Source organism: Acinetobacter sp. SwsAc4, assembly GCF_013391535.1.
In the GTDB taxonomy this organism is placed as follows: Bacteria; Pseudomonadota; Gammaproteobacteria; order Pseudomonadales; family Moraxellaceae; genus Acinetobacter.
On sequence record NZ_JACAXC010000005.1, the window covers coordinates 64,449 to 81,015 of the forward strand.

General features: G+C 37.3%; 17 protein-coding genes and 2 pseudogenes. 13 read left to right on the forward strand and 6 right to left on the reverse strand.

Going from position 1 to position 16,567, the window contains the following annotated elements:
- Positions 1 to 13: 13 nt before the first annotated feature.
- The 5 genes from HYG88_RS04515 to HYG88_RS04535 all read right to left on the reverse strand — a co-directional run bounded on the left by HYG88_RS04515 (position 14) and on the right by HYG88_RS04535 (position 4,264).
- The gene (locus HYG88_RS04515; RefSeq protein WP_005160206.1) at positions 14 to 1,120 is read right to left on the reverse strand and encodes a porin; all 1,107 of its coding nucleotides are present in this window, start codon (positions 1,118 to 1,120) and stop codon (positions 14 to 16) included.
- 253 nt (positions 1,121 to 1,373) lie between these two features.
- A complete protein-coding gene (locus HYG88_RS04520) occupies positions 1,374 to 1,787 on the reverse strand; it encodes an HIT family protein (protein WP_005160203.1) in 414 nt (137 codons plus the stop codon).
- Between the two features lie 87 nt (positions 1,788 to 1,874).
- Positions 1,875 to 2,144, reverse strand: coding sequence for a YARHG domain-containing protein (locus HYG88_RS04525; RefSeq protein WP_005160201.1), 270 nt, complete (start codon positions 2,142 to 2,144; stop codon positions 1,875 to 1,877).
- A 158-nt stretch (positions 2,145 to 2,302) separates the two neighbouring features.
- Complete coding sequence (locus HYG88_RS04530; protein WP_005160199.1) at positions 2,303 to 3,175, reverse strand: NAD(P)-dependent oxidoreductase; 873 nt, start codon at positions 3,173 to 3,175, stop codon at positions 2,303 to 2,305.
- Positions 3,176 to 3,178: 3 nt separating this feature from the next.
- On the reverse strand, positions 3,179 to 4,264 hold the full coding sequence (locus HYG88_RS04535; protein WP_005160197.1) for an alpha/beta fold hydrolase: 1,086 nt from the start codon (positions 4,262 to 4,264) through the stop codon (positions 3,179 to 3,181).
- Positions 4,265 to 4,398: 134 nt separating this feature from the next.
- Between HYG88_RS04535 and HYG88_RS04540 the strand changes: the two genes are divergently transcribed.
- The 11 genes and pseudogenes from HYG88_RS04540 to aroC all read left to right on the forward strand — a co-directional run bounded on the left by HYG88_RS04540 (position 4,399) and on the right by aroC (position 13,325).
- Complete coding sequence (locus HYG88_RS04540) at positions 4,399 to 5,586, forward strand: O-succinylhomoserine sulfhydrylase (protein ID WP_005160195.1); 1,188 nt, start codon at positions 4,399 to 4,401, stop codon at positions 5,584 to 5,586.
- A gap of 11 nt (positions 5,587 to 5,597) precedes the next feature.
- Positions 5,598 to 5,927, forward strand: a complete 330-nt coding sequence (locus tag HYG88_RS04545) for a YbaB/EbfC family nucleoid-associated protein (RefSeq protein WP_005160192.1) — start codon at positions 5,598 to 5,600, stop codon at positions 5,925 to 5,927.
- 66 nt (positions 5,928 to 5,993) lie between these two features.
- Positions 5,994 to 6,590 carry a recombination mediator RecR gene (gene recR, locus HYG88_RS04550; protein ID WP_005160191.1) on the forward strand — a complete coding sequence of 199 codons (597 nt, stop codon included), beginning with the start codon at positions 5,994 to 5,996 and terminating at the stop codon, positions 6,588 to 6,590.
- 279 nt (positions 6,591 to 6,869) lie between these two features.
- Positions 6,870 to 8,012, forward strand: coding sequence for an HRDC domain-containing protein (locus HYG88_RS04555; protein WP_005160190.1), 1,143 nt, complete (start codon positions 6,870 to 6,872; stop codon positions 8,010 to 8,012).
- Between the two features lie 138 nt (positions 8,013 to 8,150).
- On the forward strand, positions 8,151 to 8,456 hold the full coding sequence (locus HYG88_RS04560) for a YcgL domain-containing protein (RefSeq protein ID WP_005160189.1): 306 nt from the start codon (positions 8,151 to 8,153) through the stop codon (positions 8,454 to 8,456).
- The gene (locus HYG88_RS04565; protein WP_034601375.1) at positions 8,449 to 8,835 is read left to right on the forward strand and encodes a hypothetical protein; all 387 of its coding nucleotides are present in this window, start codon (positions 8,449 to 8,451) and stop codon (positions 8,833 to 8,835) included. The genes HYG88_RS04560 and HYG88_RS04565 overlap by 8 nt, the downstream gene beginning before the upstream one ends.
- Before the next feature lie 37 nt (positions 8,836 to 8,872).
- Positions 8,873 to 9,724 (forward strand): MoxR family ATPase, encoded by an 852-nt coding sequence (locus HYG88_RS04570; protein WP_005160188.1) that lies wholly within the window; start codon positions 8,873 to 8,875, stop codon positions 9,722 to 9,724.
- A gap of 12 nt (positions 9,725 to 9,736) precedes the next feature.
- Positions 9,737 to 10,924 carry a VWA domain-containing protein gene (locus HYG88_RS04575; RefSeq protein ID WP_005160186.1) on the forward strand — a complete coding sequence of 396 codons (1,188 nt, stop codon included), beginning with the start codon at positions 9,737 to 9,739 and terminating at the stop codon, positions 10,922 to 10,924.
- A gap of 45 nt (positions 10,925 to 10,969) precedes the next feature.
- Positions 10,970 to 11,110: pseudogene (locus HYG88_RS04580) on the forward strand (tryptophan synthase subunit beta); the annotation flags it as partial.
- A 102-nt stretch (positions 11,111 to 11,212) separates the two neighbouring features.
- Positions 11,213 to 12,223, forward strand: coding sequence for a 50S ribosomal protein L3 N(5)-glutamine methyltransferase (gene prmB / locus HYG88_RS04585; RefSeq protein WP_005160183.1), 1,011 nt, complete (start codon positions 11,213 to 11,215; stop codon positions 12,221 to 12,223).
- Positions 12,224 to 12,233: 10 nt separating this feature from the next.
- Positions 12,234 to 13,325: a chorismate synthase gene (gene aroC, locus HYG88_RS04590; RefSeq protein ID WP_005160180.1), complete on the forward strand. Its 1,092-nt coding sequence runs from the start codon at positions 12,234 to 12,236 to the stop codon at positions 13,323 to 13,325.
- A gap of 67 nt (positions 13,326 to 13,392) precedes the next feature.
- On the opposite strand, the gene HYG88_RS04595 is transcribed toward aroC, so the two are convergent.
- Positions 13,393 to 14,622: a GGDEF domain-containing protein gene (locus HYG88_RS04595; RefSeq protein WP_005160176.1), complete on the reverse strand. Its 1,230-nt coding sequence runs from the start codon at positions 14,620 to 14,622 to the stop codon at positions 13,393 to 13,395.
- Between the two features lie 341 nt (positions 14,623 to 14,963).
- Here HYG88_RS04595 and HYG88_RS04600 point away from each other — a divergent pair, with 341 nt between their 5' ends.
- Positions 14,964 to 15,710, forward strand: a complete 747-nt coding sequence (locus HYG88_RS04600; protein WP_178882663.1) for a TenA family transcriptional regulator — start codon at positions 14,964 to 14,966, stop codon at positions 15,708 to 15,710.
- Between the two features lie 267 nt (positions 15,711 to 15,977).
- Positions 15,978 to 16,237: pseudogene (locus HYG88_RS15415) on the forward strand (helix-turn-helix transcriptional regulator); the annotation flags it as partial.
- Positions 16,238 to 16,567 lie beyond the last annotated feature (330 nt).

Genomic DNA, 16,567 nt, shown 5'->3' on the forward strand with positions numbered 1-16,567 from the left:
TTACTTCAATTTATTAGAAGTTATATTCCATGCCTAAACCGATTGTGGTTTTCTTATCATCTTTAGTCAACCAGTCACGTTTTTGCTGACCAACTACGCCATAAAAACGTGCTTGTTTATTGATCTGATAGTCAGCACCTACACCATAAAGGTCTTGTCTAAGGTCTTTTTTACCTGCGATGATCGCTGCATCTGTTTCACTTTTAGCAGAAATATACTCTGCTTTTAATTTGATTGGTGTAGAAGGAATGATATATGCAGCAGTTACACCGAAAGCGTTTTCTTTTAAGCCTTTGTATCCTACAAGTGTATCATCTGTAGGTTTCGCAGTTTGCCATAAACCACCGAATACTAAACCTTCAGCACCTACTTGAGATAAATCAAGTGAGCCAGTTACACGTACTGCATCTGTATATACACCAGATAAGCCATAAGCATTATACTTTGATGCAACTGCAAAGTTACCTGCAACAGCTGCATTTAAACCAATATCTTTATTTTCGTAAGTTAGAGACGTTGAAACACCATCACCAAATCCATTACGACTACCTTTTTGACCACTTGCAGAGTTATCTAGAGGTATTGTTTGACCGTTTTTATCCTTAGTAGTTTCATTCTGTTCACCTTGTTGGAACATAATGTTAAACGCTAAACCGCCAAGCAATTTTTTATCAGTTTCAAAACCAATTACGTTAGTTAAGCGATCTTCACCAACAAGAACTTTAGTCATATCCAGTTCATTGTTATCGTTAAAAATATCTTGGTTATTACCCGCAGCACTTTTGAAGTAAGAATCGTATTGACCTACTTTTAATGTTGCAACACCAGCAGATTTAACACCTACAAAACGGTTACGGTTTTTAAAAGCATCACCATCGCCATCTGCCCAAATTTCCCATTCGGCTAAATAAACTGCTGATAAGTTATCAGTCAATTTTTCTTCACCTTTCACACCCAAACGTGAAGCGTTTGAGTTTACTTTCACTACGCTTTCGTCTTTAAAATCATTGTTATCAATATTGTCTAAAGTTACACTCAGCTTACCATACAAAGTTGGTGCTGCTTGCGCTGCATTCATGGCTAAAGTTGCTACAGTAGCAGCAAGAAGCAATTTTTTCATTGAGATTTCTCCAGAACACTTTTTTGTAAATGGCAGTTGCCTTAGTTACTGTAATAAGCTTGCTTATGTACAAAAAGTTACACAGCTCACTGACTTGTATGCAGTATCGGCAAACTTTGTGACAGATAAGTGAAAGAAAAATGACAGTTTGATGACGATTCATATTTAGCAATAATTATATTTGTTATTGATTTTTATATATTTAATAAATAAAAATGGGGCGAAAAGCCCCATCGTATAGATAATTTTTTACTTACAGCATTGCTTTAATCTTTTCAGCAAAGGCTTTAATCTTTTCCTGATCACCCATTTGTGCTGCATGACGACCAAGTTCATGAACTGAACTAGGAATCAAATGGAAGTGCACATGTGGAACTGTTTGCCCAGCAGCAACTCCTGAAAGTTGCATTAGTACGATCCCTTTAGCATCTAAAGCGGTTTCAATTGCTTTAGCTATCTTTTGAACAATTTGAATCGTATAGGCTGCTGCATCAGCAGGTAAATCCATCAAAGTAACAGCAGGTGTTTTAGGAATAACTAAAGCATGACCATCTGCTTGAGGCATAATATCCATAAAAGCGAGGACCTGATCATCTTCATAGATTTTGATTGCAGGTAGTTCGCCTCTTAAGATTCTTGCAAAAATATTTTGGTCATCGTACGCCATGATTAGTCCTTTAATATAATGAGCTGAGAAGTTTTGCTTTTCAGACAAAAATAGAAAATAAACTGCTAAGACTTAAAAATAAGGCTTTTATTTGCAATTTAATTCTTTTTGACGCTCTTTAATTTCATCTAAGCGTTGTTGCTCTCTGTCAGAAAATTTAGGCTTTGTTGTATGGCAGTTTTCATTACCATATTTAGCCTTGGCATCTGCATCTTTAAAACAAAATCCTTTCGATGCATAGATGAGATTATAGTCATCTTGCAACTTTTTACATTCTTGTTCTGGTGTAGCTGCTTGAAGGTTAAAACCTGTAAGGCTTATCAATCCAGCAAAAACTGCAACAGCAAACTTATTCATGAGGTATTCCTCTAGTTAAAAGGCATGAACTCAAATAAATTAAGAAAATATGTCTATTTTCACGATTTGACTTAAGTTCAATTACTAATATACGGCTTATGAATGAAATTTCAATGAAACTGTATTATTGGAGTGTAATTTTTATCACCTTGAGCTTTTTACTTTAGTATAATTTTTGTCCACTCTTCATACATTTTGACAGCAGAAGAAAAGTCACTATTCGCTTCGGCAGTTAAACTTGCAGCCTGAATCAAGCTTTGGGTTAAGGCAAGTATAGGCGCTGGAAGCTTTGCCTCATGCACTAAATTCAACGCAATCCCTGTATCTTTTGCGAGCAAAGGTAATGCAAAAGTTACAGGGAATTCACGGCTGAGAACGCGTTGTGGAAAAACAGTTTCTGTGACCATGCTTTTTCCACTAGAAGCATTAATACAATTCAAAGCTGCATCTAGGTTTACACCATGCGCTTTGAGTGTACTAAATCCCTCTGCAACCGACCATAAATTGACAGCCAGTAACATGTTATTAATTGCTTTAACGGCAAATCCTGCACCCGAATCACCTACGTGTTGAATGAGCTTTCCGACTGCTGCCATCGCAGGATAAGCACGTTCAAAAGCATTAATGTCGCCACCCACCATAACCGTAAGTGTTGCATTTTCTGCACCAATGGTTTGTCCGCTGACAGGCGCATCGAGAAAATCAATATTTTGTGTTTTCAATCGTTCTGCTAGACGGCGCGCTGCCTCAGGAACACCACTGGTGCAATCAATCCAGATTGCACCTGATTTAACATTCACACCATCAATTAATGTTTCAACGTCATCACTAGTCGGTAAACACGAAAAGATAACATCTGCCTGAACCGCTTCAGCAAGTTTAACCGCCAAAGTGCCAAATTCTGTTGCATGTTGCTTAGCTTTATCAAAGTTACGATTCCAAACATAAACTTTTTCGAAATACTTGGGTAAATGCGCAGCCATGCGATAGCCCATAGCACCTAAACCGATGAATGCAACAGATTGAGTCATAGTTTACCTTTTTATTGGAGTTGAACGTTCTGATAACCAAGTTGTCAGTGTTGGCCAGAACTCAATTGAACTGTTTTGACTAGACATTAAACCTAAGTGCCCGCCAGGTATCAAAGTAAACGTGACATCTTGACTATTTGTCAACTGGGTCAGTGGAAAAGCGGCATCAGATGTAACCAGTTGGTCACCTTTACCAGCACCTACCAAGAGCGAACAATTGATATCCTTCAGTTCAATCGTCTCATTCTTGAGTTTGATTGCACCATGCTTTAATGGATTTTGTAGCCATACATTAAACAGCATGTCCTGATTGATACCACCTGGATAGTCAATCATGTTATTCAGGAAATGGCTGAGTGTGGCGTCTTCTTGTACCAGTTTGAGGTTATCAAGATTTTTGAGTAATTGAATATTGCCATCAATCCAACCCTTAGGATCTAACAATTTAAAACCTAATGAGTTTAAAAAACCTGGTGAATGGATCATTAACTTTGGTAGGCGATTATAAATATAGTCCTTGATCATTGGATTACGTGTGGTGACATAAGCTAAGGTTTTATAAAGTCTGCCAATATAACCTGATGCATAACTATCAATTGGGCTACCTAGAACGATTAAATTCTTAACAGCATTGGGTTTATGCCGTGCTGTATAAAGTGTGACAAAAATTCCAGCCATACTCCAACCATGCAAAGAGATTTTTTCAGATTTAGAATGCTTTTGAATCGCCTCAATACAACGTGGAATAAATTTATCGATAAATGATAAAAAATTCACTTGGTAGTTCTTGTAAGTCAACTTACCCCAGTCAATTAGATAAACATCAAAACCACTGTCCTGAAAATGTTTAATCAAAGAGCGGTATGGATATAGATCATAAATATCCATGTTGATGGCAAGAGGAGCTGTAAATACCAATGGCTCTTTGTAACGTTTGTTTTCAGAAGCATAAAAACGAACACGAGTTTGTTTAAATTCAGCAATCACTTGATAAGCTGTCGATTGTGACAATACAAGCCTATCTGCATCGAAGACACGCATAGCCAGATGTTTAAAATTTATTTTTTGCTGTTCTACAAGTGATTTCATCTTTGAAAGTCTCATCATGAGTCAAGATTGCACGAAGTCTAAGCGATAATTTCATCTTATGCCTTGACCTTAAATACGTTAGGCGCTCAAAATGTTGGCATATTTAAACACCTGATCATAAGGCATACAAAACGATGAATCCAAGCGATGATTTAGAATACCAACTTGAAACACTGGCTATTCGCACAGGGCATGATCGTACCTTTGAAGGGGAACATAGTGAACCTATCTTTTTAACATCTTCGTTTGTTTGCGAAAGTGCCGCAGATGCTGCTGCAAAATTTTCTGGGCAAATCGCAGGAAATACATACTCACGTTATACCAATCCAACAGTGCAAGCCTTTGAAAAACGTTTAGCAATATTAGATGGCGCAGAGCGTGCAGTTGCGACCAGTTCTGGTATGGCTGCTGTACATGCGATGTGTATGGCATATTTGAAAGCTGGCGATCATGTGATTTGTTCTCGCGCAGTATTTGGTTCAATCATTGCTTTATTTGAAAAATATGTTGCTAAATTTGCTGTAGAAGTGACTTTTGTCGATTTGGATGATCTTGAAGGCTGGAAACAAGCGATTCGTCCAAATACACGTATTCTCTTTATTGAAACACCCTCGAATCCTTTGGCACAGGTTGGTGATATGCAAGCAATTGCAGATATTGCCCATGCCAATGGCGCATTATTTGCTGTAGATAACTGTTTTTGTACACCGGTATTGCAACAACCGATTAAGTTTGGTGCCGATTTGGTTCTTTATTCAGCAACAAAATATATTGATGGTCAGGGGCGTGCATTAGGTGGTGCAGTTGTTGGCAAAAACGATTTACTTGAAGAAATTAATGGTGTAATCCGTACTTTGGGTAATTCAATGAGCCCATTTAACGCATGGATTTTCCTCAAGGGCTTGGAAACGCTCAGTATCCGTATGAAAGCGCACTGTGAAAATGCACAAAAACTGGCTGAATGGCTGCATCAACATGACAAGGTTGAAAAAGTCTATTACGCAGGTTTGCCTGACCATCCTGGTCATGAGCTTGCTAAAAAACAGCAAAAAGGTTTTGGCGGTGTTGTATCTTTTGTCGTAAGAGGCGAACGTGAAGGTGCGTGGACGGTTATTGATAATACGCGTTTTCTGTCGATTACCAGTAATCTGGGCGATGTAAAATCAACAATTACCCATCCAGCAACGACCTCACATGGTAGAATGTCGCCTGAAGCCAAACAAGCCGCAGGGATTGAAGAAGGATTGATCCGTGTATCTGTTGGCTTGGAAGATATTAATGATATTATTCGCGACTTATCATGCGGTTTAGATTTAATTTAAGAGAGAAATTTATGAACATTAATATGCTCATGCAGCAAGCTCAGCGCATGCAAAAGGATATGGAATCCAATATTAAAAAAGCCAAAGAAGAGCTTGCAAAAACAGAAGTTCACGCTGAGGCGGGCGGTGGTTTGGTTAAAGTAACTATGACTTGCCGTAATGTCGTTAAGCGTATCGAAATTAGCCCAGACTTATTACAAGATGAAGCTGATATGATTGAAGATCTGATTGCTGCTGCGATGAATGATGCAGCACGTCAAGCCGAAGTCATTTCTGAAGAAAAACTTCAAGGTGCAAATTCAGGTATGGGCTTACCACCAGGTTTATCTGGTTTATTCTAAGCCAAAAGTCTCTAAGTCTTTTAGTGAGGCTTAGAGAATCTTTTTTATAAATAATAGAGTTGATCTGTGTTTAGTGAACGATTTGAACAGCTAGTTCAAGCATTGCGTATTTTACCAAGCGTTGGTCCAAAATCTGCACAACGGATGGCATTACATTTGTTGATGAAAAATCGTGAAGGTGCTTTTGCATTATCTTATGCATTACACGAGGCTTCGAGCCATATTCACGAATGCCATATTTGTCATTCATTAACTGAAAACGAAATCTGTGACATTTGTGCGTCTGTAGAAAGAGATGAGCAATTGCTTTGTGTGGTTGAATCTCCAGCTGATGTCATGGCAATCGAACAAAGTGGAAGCTTTAGAGGAAAATATCATGTACTTGGTGGTCATTTGTCTCCATTGGATGGAATAGGTCCTGAAGAAATTGGTATTCCATATTTGATTCAACGATTAAGCCAAGGACAGATTGAAGAAGTAATTTTAGCAACTAATGCCACCGTGGAAGGTCAAGCGACAGCACATTACTTAGTTGAGGCAACGAAACATTTACCAATTCACATGACCAGAATCGCACAAGGCGTGCCACAAGGTGGCGAATTAGAATATGTCGATAGTCATACGTTAAGTCAAGCGGTACATAATCGTATGAAGATGAAATAATTTTATATTCATTGTAAATTCATGCTATTAATTTAAACAAATAATTCACTTTTACATTTTGTCTAACATTATTTTAGGTATATTTGCTTTAATTTATGGCAGTATAAGCAAACGAAAAGGATTTTCGTTTTTGATGAATAGAATAGGAGTAATTTCATGTTTTTCATGTGGAATAGTGATTAAATTATTCTTTGTAGATTTAATTTAGTTTCGTTTCAGCAAAAACTGTATTTTTACAGTTGTATTGCTAGTGTTTTTTATTATTTTACTTGAGCAAATATGTTTCAGTTCATTCAACAGCAAAAAGACCTTGCTGTTCTCCTCAGTCAAATGGAACAATGTTCTACCTACGCACTTGATACTGAGTTTATTAAGGTTGATACCTTATATCCAAAACTTGGGGTATGCCAGATTAATTGTAATGGTCAAATTGCTTTACTAGATGGAGTAGCACTTGATTTAGAGCAGTTTTGGCAGAAGGTTTTTACTGCACAGCAGAATATCTTTCATGCGTGTGGCGAAGATATTGATTTAATTTATCATTATGCAGATCAAAAACCATTAAAAAATGTATTTGATACGCAGATCGCAATGGCATTTCTTGGTCATGGGCTTCAAGTAAGCTATCAAAATGCATTAAAAACCTGCCTAAATATTGATATTGATAAGGATCAAACTCGCTCAGATTGGTTGGCACGCCCTTTAAGCCAAGAGCAAATTAATTATGCCGCAAATGATGTCTTATATTTGACAAAGCTCGCTGATACATTAAAACATGATTTACAGCGTAAAGGGCTTTATCAATATGTTTTGGAAGATTGTCAGAATTTAACGAAAGAAATTGCGATAGAAACTCCATTGACAGAGCTATATACCGATATTGGTAATTATCGCCATTCACGTCGCGAGTTAATGCAATTACAACAGCTCAGTATTTGGCGTGAGCAAATTACTAAAGCAATGAATCAACCGCGTAGTTTTGTTCTCAAAAATACAACAATGCTAGATTTAGTGGAAAAAAATCCACGTAATAATTTCCAACTTGCACAAGTTAAAGATATTCGTCCAAACGTTGTACGTGAACATGGCAAAACCATATTAGATTTATTAAAATTTTTACCGCCTGAAGATGAATGGCCATTAAGAATGGCAAGACCAGTGAAGAATAATTCTAAAGAAGCCGCGCCTCAAATTGATGCTTTAATCGATCGAGTCGTGTTTGAAACTGGCATTCCTAAAGAAGTCTTACTACGTAAGAAATGGCTGAATGCAATTTATGAATATGTTGTATTCCATTTAGAAGAGCAAGAGTTGCCGAGTTATTTGTTAGGTTGGCGCTACGATATCTTGACTAAGCCATTGGTTGCATTACTGCGACAAGATATTGAGTATTTGGCGGCCCAAATGAAGTTAGCTAGGTAAAATAGTTCAGCTGTGAAATACGACTGTTGCGTTAATATTCGTTAATGTACCTAGTTTTTTTTTCATGTATGCTATTTAAAGTCTGTTGGAATCTAAATGACCAATAGTCTCTAAGATTGATAAGAGTTGTGAGTAAACATGCGCTGCGATATTTATAGATCAAGCAAAAAAGACGAAATGTATATGTATATTGCTCGTCCAAATTATTCTGCAGATCAGGAATCAGAAAATCCATTTGAGTCTGTTCCTGAGAGTGTCTTACAAGCTTTTGGAAAAGCTACTTTTGTAATGCATTTGGAACTTCATGATGATCGGAAACTTGCACGTGTAAACGTATTGCATGTCTTAGACTCATTACAGACTAAAGGCTTTTTTATTCAAATGCCGCCAGAAGGACTTATTAATCCAAATGCGGTAGAACCAGAGGGTTTGCGTGGTGCTTGAAACTATAACTGCAATGTGGTCTCACATTCTATCGGTACTGGATCAATTCCCTGAAGAGAATGTTGCGATTATTGTGTATGTTACAGGTGCAATGATTGCATTATGGTGTTGGTATCGTTTGATGTCACGTATGCCTAATCCAATAGGAGGGATTCTTTGGATTATCGTTTTTGCAATCCTTGCTACACCAACAATCTCTGAAGGTCCTAATTCAGAGTTAGCACCCGCTATTTTTGGTTTGATTTTTGGTGTGCTCACAAAAGAGCATGTTTTAATCTGGTCAAATTTATCTTTGATTCTCTTTGTCATTGGTACAGGATTATTGATCGGCTTCTGCTGGTCAAAATACAGTGCAAATAAACTTGCACGTTCGGTTTAGATATTCACATAAAGTTAAAGAAAAATAAGGTTTTCAAATGTCTGCTGATACACAACACTTCACTGGTACAGATCAATATATTGCAACTGACAGCCTGAAACTTGCGGTAAAAGCCGCGCGTGCTTTACAAAAACCATTATTGGTGAAAGGTGAGCCAGGTACAGGTAAAACATTACTTGCAGAACAAGTTGCAGAAAGTTTAGGTCTAAAACTAATTACTTGGCATATCAAATCAACAACCAAAGCTCAGCAAGGTTTGTATGAATATGACGCAGTTTCTCGCTTGCGTGATAGCCAGTTAGGTGATGACCGAGTCTATGACATTAAAAACTATATTAAACCGGGTAAATTGTGGGAAGCATTTACGAGTGAAGAACGTTGTGTATTGTTAATTGATGAAATTGACAAAGCAGATATCGAGTTCCCGAATGACTTATTGCATGAACTCGACAAAATGTCGTTTTATGTTTACGAGACTGGTGAAACCATTACCGCAACACAACGCCCAATTGTGATTATTACTTCGAATAATGAAAAAGAATTACCAGATGCATTCTTGCGTCGCTGCTTCTTTCATTATATTGAATTTCCTGATGAAGCAACGATGCGTGAAATTATTGCAGTGCATTTTCCAAATATTTCGAATACTTTGGTCGGTGAAGCATTGCAAATATTCTTTAAGTTACGTGAAGTCACGAATTTAAAAAAACCACCATCAACGTCAGAGTTAATTGACTGGTTAAGCTTGCTTATGGCAGATGATATGCCTGAAGACGTATTGCGTAATCATGATAAATCTAAAGCAATTCCACCATTGTATGGTGCGCTGATTAAAAATGAACAAGATGTACAATTACTTGAACGTTTAGCTTTTATGTCACGCCGCTAAGAGTGTAATCACATGTTTGTGCGATTGTTTTACACCTTACGTAAATATGGTGTACCTGTTACAACTCGTGAGTTGATTGATCTCAACCAAGCGGTTGCATCAGGTCTGGTATTTGCAGATCAGGAAGAATTCTATCAGTTGGCTAAAACAGTTTTAGTCAAAGATGAACGTTTCTTTGATAAATTCGATCGTGCCATGAAAGATTATTTTGATGGCATTGAAACTTTTGATTTAGATGAACTACTTAAACAAGTTCACAAGTTACCTAAAGACTGGTTTGACCTAGAACTCTTAGAAAAACATCTGACACCAGAGCAACGTGCTGAGCTACAAAAAGCAGGTTCTTTGGAAGAACTGATGAAAATGTTGGAAGAACGTTTACGTGAACAGCATAAAAAACATCAGGGTGGTAATCGTATGATTGGCACTGGCGGAACTTCACCTTTTGGTGCTTTTGGCGATCATCCTGAAGGTGTCCGAATAGGTGGTCCAGGGCGTAAACGTTCAGCGGTAAAAGTATGGGAGCAGCGTAAATACCAAAATCTTGATGATGATCAAGTTTTGGGAACACGTCAGATGCAAATTGCATTACGCCGATTACGTAAGTTTGCCCGTCAGGGTGCAGCTGAAGAACTCGATGTTGACGGTACCATCCGTGAGACTGCAAAGCAGGGTATTCTGGATGTACAGCTCGTGCCTGAGCGCCGTAACCGTATCAAGGTACTGATGCTGTTTGATGTCGGTGGTTCAATGGATGCCTATATCGCTGAGTGTGAAAAATTATTTAGTGCGGCGAAGTCTGAGTTCAAAACCTTAGAATATTTCTATTTCCATAATTGTCTCTATGATTATGTTTGGAAAGACAACCATCGCCGTAGTTCAACTCGTATGAATACATGGGATTTATTCCATACTTACGGTCGCGACTATCGTGTAATTGTTGTCGGTGATGCCAGTATGGCACCATACGAACTCAAGTCGGCAGGTGGTTCAGTTGAATACATGAATGATGAGTCGGGCGAAGTATGGCTTAGACGTTTACGTCAGCATTTTGACAAAACCGCTTGGTTAAACCCTGAAATGGAAGGTTACTGGCATTACACCCAGACCATTAACTGGATCAAAGAAATTTTTGAAAATCATATGTACCCAATGACACTAAAAGGCATTGAAGATATGACGCGTTATTTGTCACGTTAAAAATTCATATGAATACTTTATAAAAACAGGAGGAATCATGGAACAGGTGTTGAACCCGCAGGTCATGGTTTAGATACAGATAAGCATTCGGCAACGTTAACCTTAGGCAAACCCGGTCAAATTCATGGGATGGCGTGTTACGTACTTGAGGATGAAAATGGTGAGCCACTTCCAGTGCATTCGATATAATGACCGCTTCTGTATAGAGGCGGTTTTTTTTCTGTTAAATAGATGCTAATCCCGTTAGAATAAAGCGTTTTTGCAATTAGCACTTTTGGAGACGCCTAAGTGGAGCGACCTACAATCAGCCCTGAACATTTACAAGAAGCGGCTGAAAACTTAGTAACCATTCGAGATTTTATTCGTTTTGGTGTAACCGCACTTCGTCAATATGATGCACACTTAGGTCAAGGTACTGAAGATTATTTTGCGGAAAGCTCTGCACTTGTTTTGCAAACACTGTCCCTAGAATGGAAAGCTGATGCAGAAATATTAGATGCAAAATTACTACCAACTGAAAAAGCAGAATTTTTAAGTCTATTAGAACGTCGCATCAATGATCGTATTCCAACCTCATATTTATTAAATTTGGCATATTTCTGTAATAAACCTTATTATGTAGATGAACGTGTACTCATTCCGCGTTCGCCAATTGCTGAATTGATCGAACAACGATTTGCACCATATTGTTTGAATGAAAATGGTCAAATGCTCGAAGCATTGAATAATTTACCAGAAAACACGAATCCGAAAACGCCACAACGTATTTTAGACATGTGTACGGGTTCTGGCTGTATTGCAATCGCTTTAGCTTATGCATTCCCAGATTCTGAAGTCGATGCAACTGATATTTCCAAAGAAGCTTTGGAAGTTGCATCAATTAATGCTGAACACCATGATAAGCAATATCAAGTCGCATTACTTGAGTCTGATTTGTTTGCAAAAATTCCTGCTGAAAATCAATATGATTTAATCGTAAGTAATCCTCCATATGTAGACGCAGAGGATATGGCAGATTTACCAGAAGAATTCTTATACGAGCCTGAGCTTGCACTTGCTGCTGGTCAAGATGGTTTGGATTTGGTTCGTAAAATGTTAGCGCAAGCTGCTGACTATTTGACAGAAGATGGTTTAATCGTCATTGAAGTCGGTAATTCAGAATGGGCGATGCGTCAAAACTTTAATACTGTTGATTTCCATTGGCTTACATTCCAAAAAGGTGGTTCTGGTATTTTTGCATTAACTGCGGAACAATGCCGCCGTTATAAAGATATATTCCAGCAATCTATTCAAAATTAAGGGGGTGAAAATGGCAGGAAATAGTATTGGTCAGTTATTCCGTGTGACCACATGTGGTGAATCACATGGTGCTGGCTTGATGGCAATTGTAGATGGCGTACCACCGGGACTAGAACTTTGCGAAGCAGACTTGCAAAAAGATTTGGATCGCCGCAAGCCGGGTACTTCTAAGTTTGCAACGCAACGTAAAGAGCCTGATCAAGTTGAAATTATTTCTGGTGTTTTTGAAGGCAAAACTACGGGTACATCAATTGGTTTATTGATTCGTAATACAGATCAAAAATCAAAAGACTACGGTAATATTGCCCAAACATTCCGTCCTGGTCATGCTGATTATACCTATACTCAAAAATATGGTTTCCGTGATTATCGTGGTGGTGGTCGCTCAAGTGCACGTGAGACAGCAATGCGTGTTGCGGCAGGTGCGATTGCTAAAAAGTATTTGGCAGAAAAATTTGGTATTGATATCCGCGGACATGTAACACAGATCGGGAATGAAATTGCAGAAAAGTTAGATTGGGCTGAAGTGCCAAATAATCCATTTTTTTGTGGTGATGTTGATGCAGTTCCTCGCTTCGAGCAATTAGTCACAGCATTGCGTGAGCAAGGCACTAGTTGTGGTGCAAAACTCGAAATTATTGCTGAAAAAGTACCCGTCGGTTGGGGTGAACCTGTATTTGATCGTCTGGATGCAGATATTGCTCACGCTATGATGAGTATCAATGCGGTTAAAGGCGTTGAGATAGGTGATGGTTTTGCAGTTGCTGGACAGTTTGGTCACGAAACTCGTGATGAATTAACCACAGATGGTTTCCTTGCAAATCATGCTGGTGGAATACTTGGTGGTATTTCAAGTGGTCAAACGATTCGTGTCGCGATTGCTTTAAAACCAACCGCAAGTATTACCACTCCTGGTAAAACCATTACAATTGATCGAGAAAACACGGATGTGTTAACCAAGGGTCGTCATGATCCTTGTGTGGGCGTTCGAGCGACTCCAATTGCTGAAGCAATGTTAGCAATTGTTCTAATGGATCATTTTTTAAGACACCGTGCTCAAAATGCTGATGTTGTAGTTCCATTCCAACCAATTGAGCCATAATTTTAATTTTTCACATACTTGCGACACTTTGCGCGCAAGTATGTTGTTTAATAATAAAAAATTAATCTTATAAAGTCTCAGAAATTACATTTTCACTCGTTGCAACATGATATTGATTTCTACCATTATTTTTTGCTACATACAAAGCATGATCTGCTTGAGAGATAAACTCTGATAGGCTGTCATTAAGATGAGGAGTTGTTGTTGCAACACCCACACTGATCGTTACATATTTAGAGACATTACTTCTAGGATGTGCAATCCCTATATTTTGCATTAATCCCATTAAACGTTGAACTTGTATCAGTGCTTGATCTTTATCCGTCATGGAAAATAAAAGTAAGAACTCTTCACCGCCATAACGTGCCGCAAGATCTCCACTTCGCGATGAGATTGAACCCAGCAAAATGGCAATTCGTCTAAGACATTGATCCCCCTGAATATGGCCTAATGTATCATTGTATAGTTTAAAAAAATCGATATCGATCATCATGATTGTGATAGGAACTTCATGACGGATTGAGCGTTTCCACTCATTTTCAAGCACTTCATCGAGGTATCTACGGTTCGCTAAACCAGTTAAAGCATCTTGTTGAGATAAAATTGAAAGTTGTTGCGCCTGACGCATAAGCTCTAATCGATTTAGTTCGATCATACAGTCTTGTAGATAATTCTCTCTATGTTGCCGATCTATTGCATAAGCTAAAGCCATTCCTAGAAAGCTACTAAAAGTATAAGTTCGATTTAAGTAAGTCCAATCAATTGATCCATTAAGCCAAACACTAATGGCAATACCAATTAAACCACCAGACCAACCAGCAAACATCGCTGTATAAAATCGCATACCAACGAAGCCATATATAATGACCACGGCATACATCATGGCAGCATGAAAAAGAACGTTATTCTGGCCATGTTCAAATACATTAATTAACGTGAAAGTAAGAGCGACGGCACCTATAGAGCCTAAGCAAACATAGTAATCAAACCATCTATTCATTGATGGAATGAAAGCAAGTAACCATGCAAAAACAATTATCATGCCGACCCAACCGTAGTACGCGACCCATGCAGTGCGTAGCTCTGTAGGTAGAACTTGATAAGTACCAAAACTTAAATATAAATAGAAGAATAGAATGATTGGTGCACGGTAACGGAATTCATGTGCAGCTTCATTTTTATACTGATCTTTATAAATGACTTCTAATTCTTTAGGAAACCAAACTAAATTTAGTCCGCGAGAGATTAACAAGTCAATCTGTTCTTGCCCGAGTAAGTTGGATGCTTTTAACTTCATCTTAATTCTCATCGCCCCCAATGTTCTTATAAATGTAAATAGGGATTGTTAACTACGTTACACTGTATTAAATAAAATGTGTATTGGATTATATAAAATTAATCATTTTTTATGATAATCAGATTTTATTGCCAGTATTCTATATTCTTCGGGTGTAATATGAATGTATTAGCAACGAATATAATGATTAAACTTAATAAAATGCTGAACAGATAAAAAATGTTACAAATTAAATAGCAATCATTGTATATTAATTGTATTACGATTAAATCTAGCTATAAAAATAAGCAGCAATCGTGGAAAATAATTGAAATAAGTCATACGAAATAGGATGGATCGAAATGACTGTTATGAAGCAATATGGAACAAAACTAGAAATAACACCTCACTCAGAATGGGCACAACAATTTTGGGATGAACTTGTTCCTGCAAAAGAACGAGTAAGCAACCACCCTTTATTTTTAGATATGGCAAGCGGTAGCCTAAATTTAGAATGCTTTCGGTCAGCATTATTAAATTTTTACCCTTTGGTTGCTCATTTTCCATCATATATGGCAGGTGCTTTGGCTAAAGCGACGGCTTTTTCTTTAGATGGTGTAACTGAGACTAGAGATTGGTTAATTCAAAATATCAAAGTTGAAGAAAGACATTTACATTGGTATCAAGATTGGGCGAAGGGTTTTGGCATAACGACTGAAATGTTGAATGAAGTTAGACCACCAGTAGCAATGAATGCAATCAATCATTTTTTATGGGATGTAAATTTTAGGGGAAGTTTAGCGGAGAGTATTGCTGCAACAAATTTAGCAATAGAGTGGGCGACAGGCGATTGGACCATTCATGTTTATAAAGGAATACAAGCTTATACAGAAACACCAGAAGTAAATATTAATAAAAGATCATTGGCATGGTTAAGAGCTCATGCACACTATGATGATCTACATCCTTATGAGGCGATGGAGCTGATTAAGAGATTATGCGACAAAGATCCAGTTTCTCAGAGAAAAGCTTTTTTAGCAGCGAAAGAAGGCTTGGCTTATTATGAGCTGGCTTTAGATGAGTGTTACAAGTTACAAAATAATAATTAAAAATACTGAATAAACTGCTATTTAGTTGGAGTACTAAGTAGCAGTTTTATTTAATTTTTTAAACTGAATTCATTTTATCGTAGAAATTCTTTAATTTAGGGAACTCCAGTGGCGGGTTAAGTTGTCTAGATTAACTATGTATTCTTCAAAACGAATAAAAATTTTTTCTCGTTCTTTATATATAGGACATGGTAGGCAATAAAAGTTTGGTGCTGATCAATATCATTTAATATTTAATAAAGAACTTCTAAAGCAGAATTACAGCAATTTTTGTCGTTGAACCAAATCGCTAAGCATCTTGGTTTAACTGATAGAACTTTACAACGTCAACTTGCAAATGAAAAAAAACATTTCAAATCTTACTTAGTGAAAGCCGTCAGGCAAAAGCAAAAGCTCTTTTAAAAGAAAATAAATTTATCCATTCAAGAGATTTCAAATCTTTTAGGCTATGCAGATATTTCTCATTTTCACGTGCTTTTAAAAAGTGGACAAATATGACGCCAAGTAACTATAGAATACCAAAATAAAGAAAATAGACTATCTAACTAATGTTATAATAATTGCGTATAATGTATATTATGTTAAATAAAGTATTCCAAATGAACAGTTCGCTATTCGCTTTCTCCATTTTGATTATTTTCGGTTATCCAAGTCGACAATTTGTATAACTATGACCTTAATCAAATAATACAATGTGTCTATAATCCAAAAAGATAATAAAAAGGACAGAAAATATAATAGATTTACCATTTTTTTTACTTAATGTGGATTACTAACTCTCTCCCAGACAAATTCCGTCTATTGCCAAAATGAACTAGAAAAACCTTTAGGTTCATGAACTACGATTTCATTTTTTT

Bases quoted from the DNA above. Each gene is read 5' to 3' on its own strand.
- HYG88_RS04560 (WP_005160189.1), top strand. From the start codon at position 8,151: ATGCGCTGCGATATTTATAGATCAAGCAAAAAAGACGAAATGTATATG.
- HYG88_RS04530 (WP_005160199.1), bottom strand. From the start codon at position 3,175: ATGACTCAATCTGTTGCATTCATCGGTTTAGGTGCTATGGGCTATCGC.
- HYG88_RS04555 (WP_005160190.1), top strand. From the start codon at position 6,870: ATGTTTCAGTTCATTCAACAGCAAAAAGACCTTGCTGTTCTCCTCAGT.
- HYG88_RS04540 (WP_005160195.1), top strand. From the start codon at position 4,399: ATGAATCCAAGCGATGATTTAGAATACCAACTTGAAACACTGGCTATT.
- aroC (WP_005160180.1), top strand. From the start codon at position 12,234: ATGGCAGGAAATAGTATTGGTCAGTTATTCCGTGTGACCACATGTGGT.
- HYG88_RS04520 (WP_005160203.1), bottom strand. From the start codon at position 1,787: ATGGCGTACGATGACCAAAATATTTTTGCAAGAATCTTAAGAGGCGAA.
- HYG88_RS04535 (WP_005160197.1), bottom strand. From the start codon at position 4,264: ATGAAATCACTTGTAGAACAGCAAAAAATAAATTTTAAACATCTGGCT.
- HYG88_RS04570 (WP_005160188.1), top strand. From the start codon at position 8,873: ATGTCTGCTGATACACAACACTTCACTGGTACAGATCAATATATTGCA.
- HYG88_RS04575 (WP_005160186.1), top strand. From the start codon at position 9,737: ATGTTTGTGCGATTGTTTTACACCTTACGTAAATATGGTGTACCTGTT.
- HYG88_RS04525 (WP_005160201.1), bottom strand. From the start codon at position 2,144: ATGAATAAGTTTGCTGTTGCAGTTTTTGCTGGATTGATAAGCCTTACA.
- HYG88_RS04515 (WP_005160206.1), bottom strand. From the start codon at position 1,120: ATGAAAAAATTGCTTCTTGCTGCTACTGTAGCAACTTTAGCCATGAAT.
- HYG88_RS04545 (WP_005160192.1), top strand. From the start codon at position 5,598: ATGAACATTAATATGCTCATGCAGCAAGCTCAGCGCATGCAAAAGGAT.
- HYG88_RS04600 (WP_178882663.1), top strand. From the start codon at position 14,964: ATGACTGTTATGAAGCAATATGGAACAAAACTAGAAATAACACCTCAC.
- HYG88_RS04595 (WP_005160176.1), bottom strand. From the start codon at position 14,622: ATGAAGTTAAAAGCATCCAACTTACTCGGGCAAGAACAGATTGACTTG.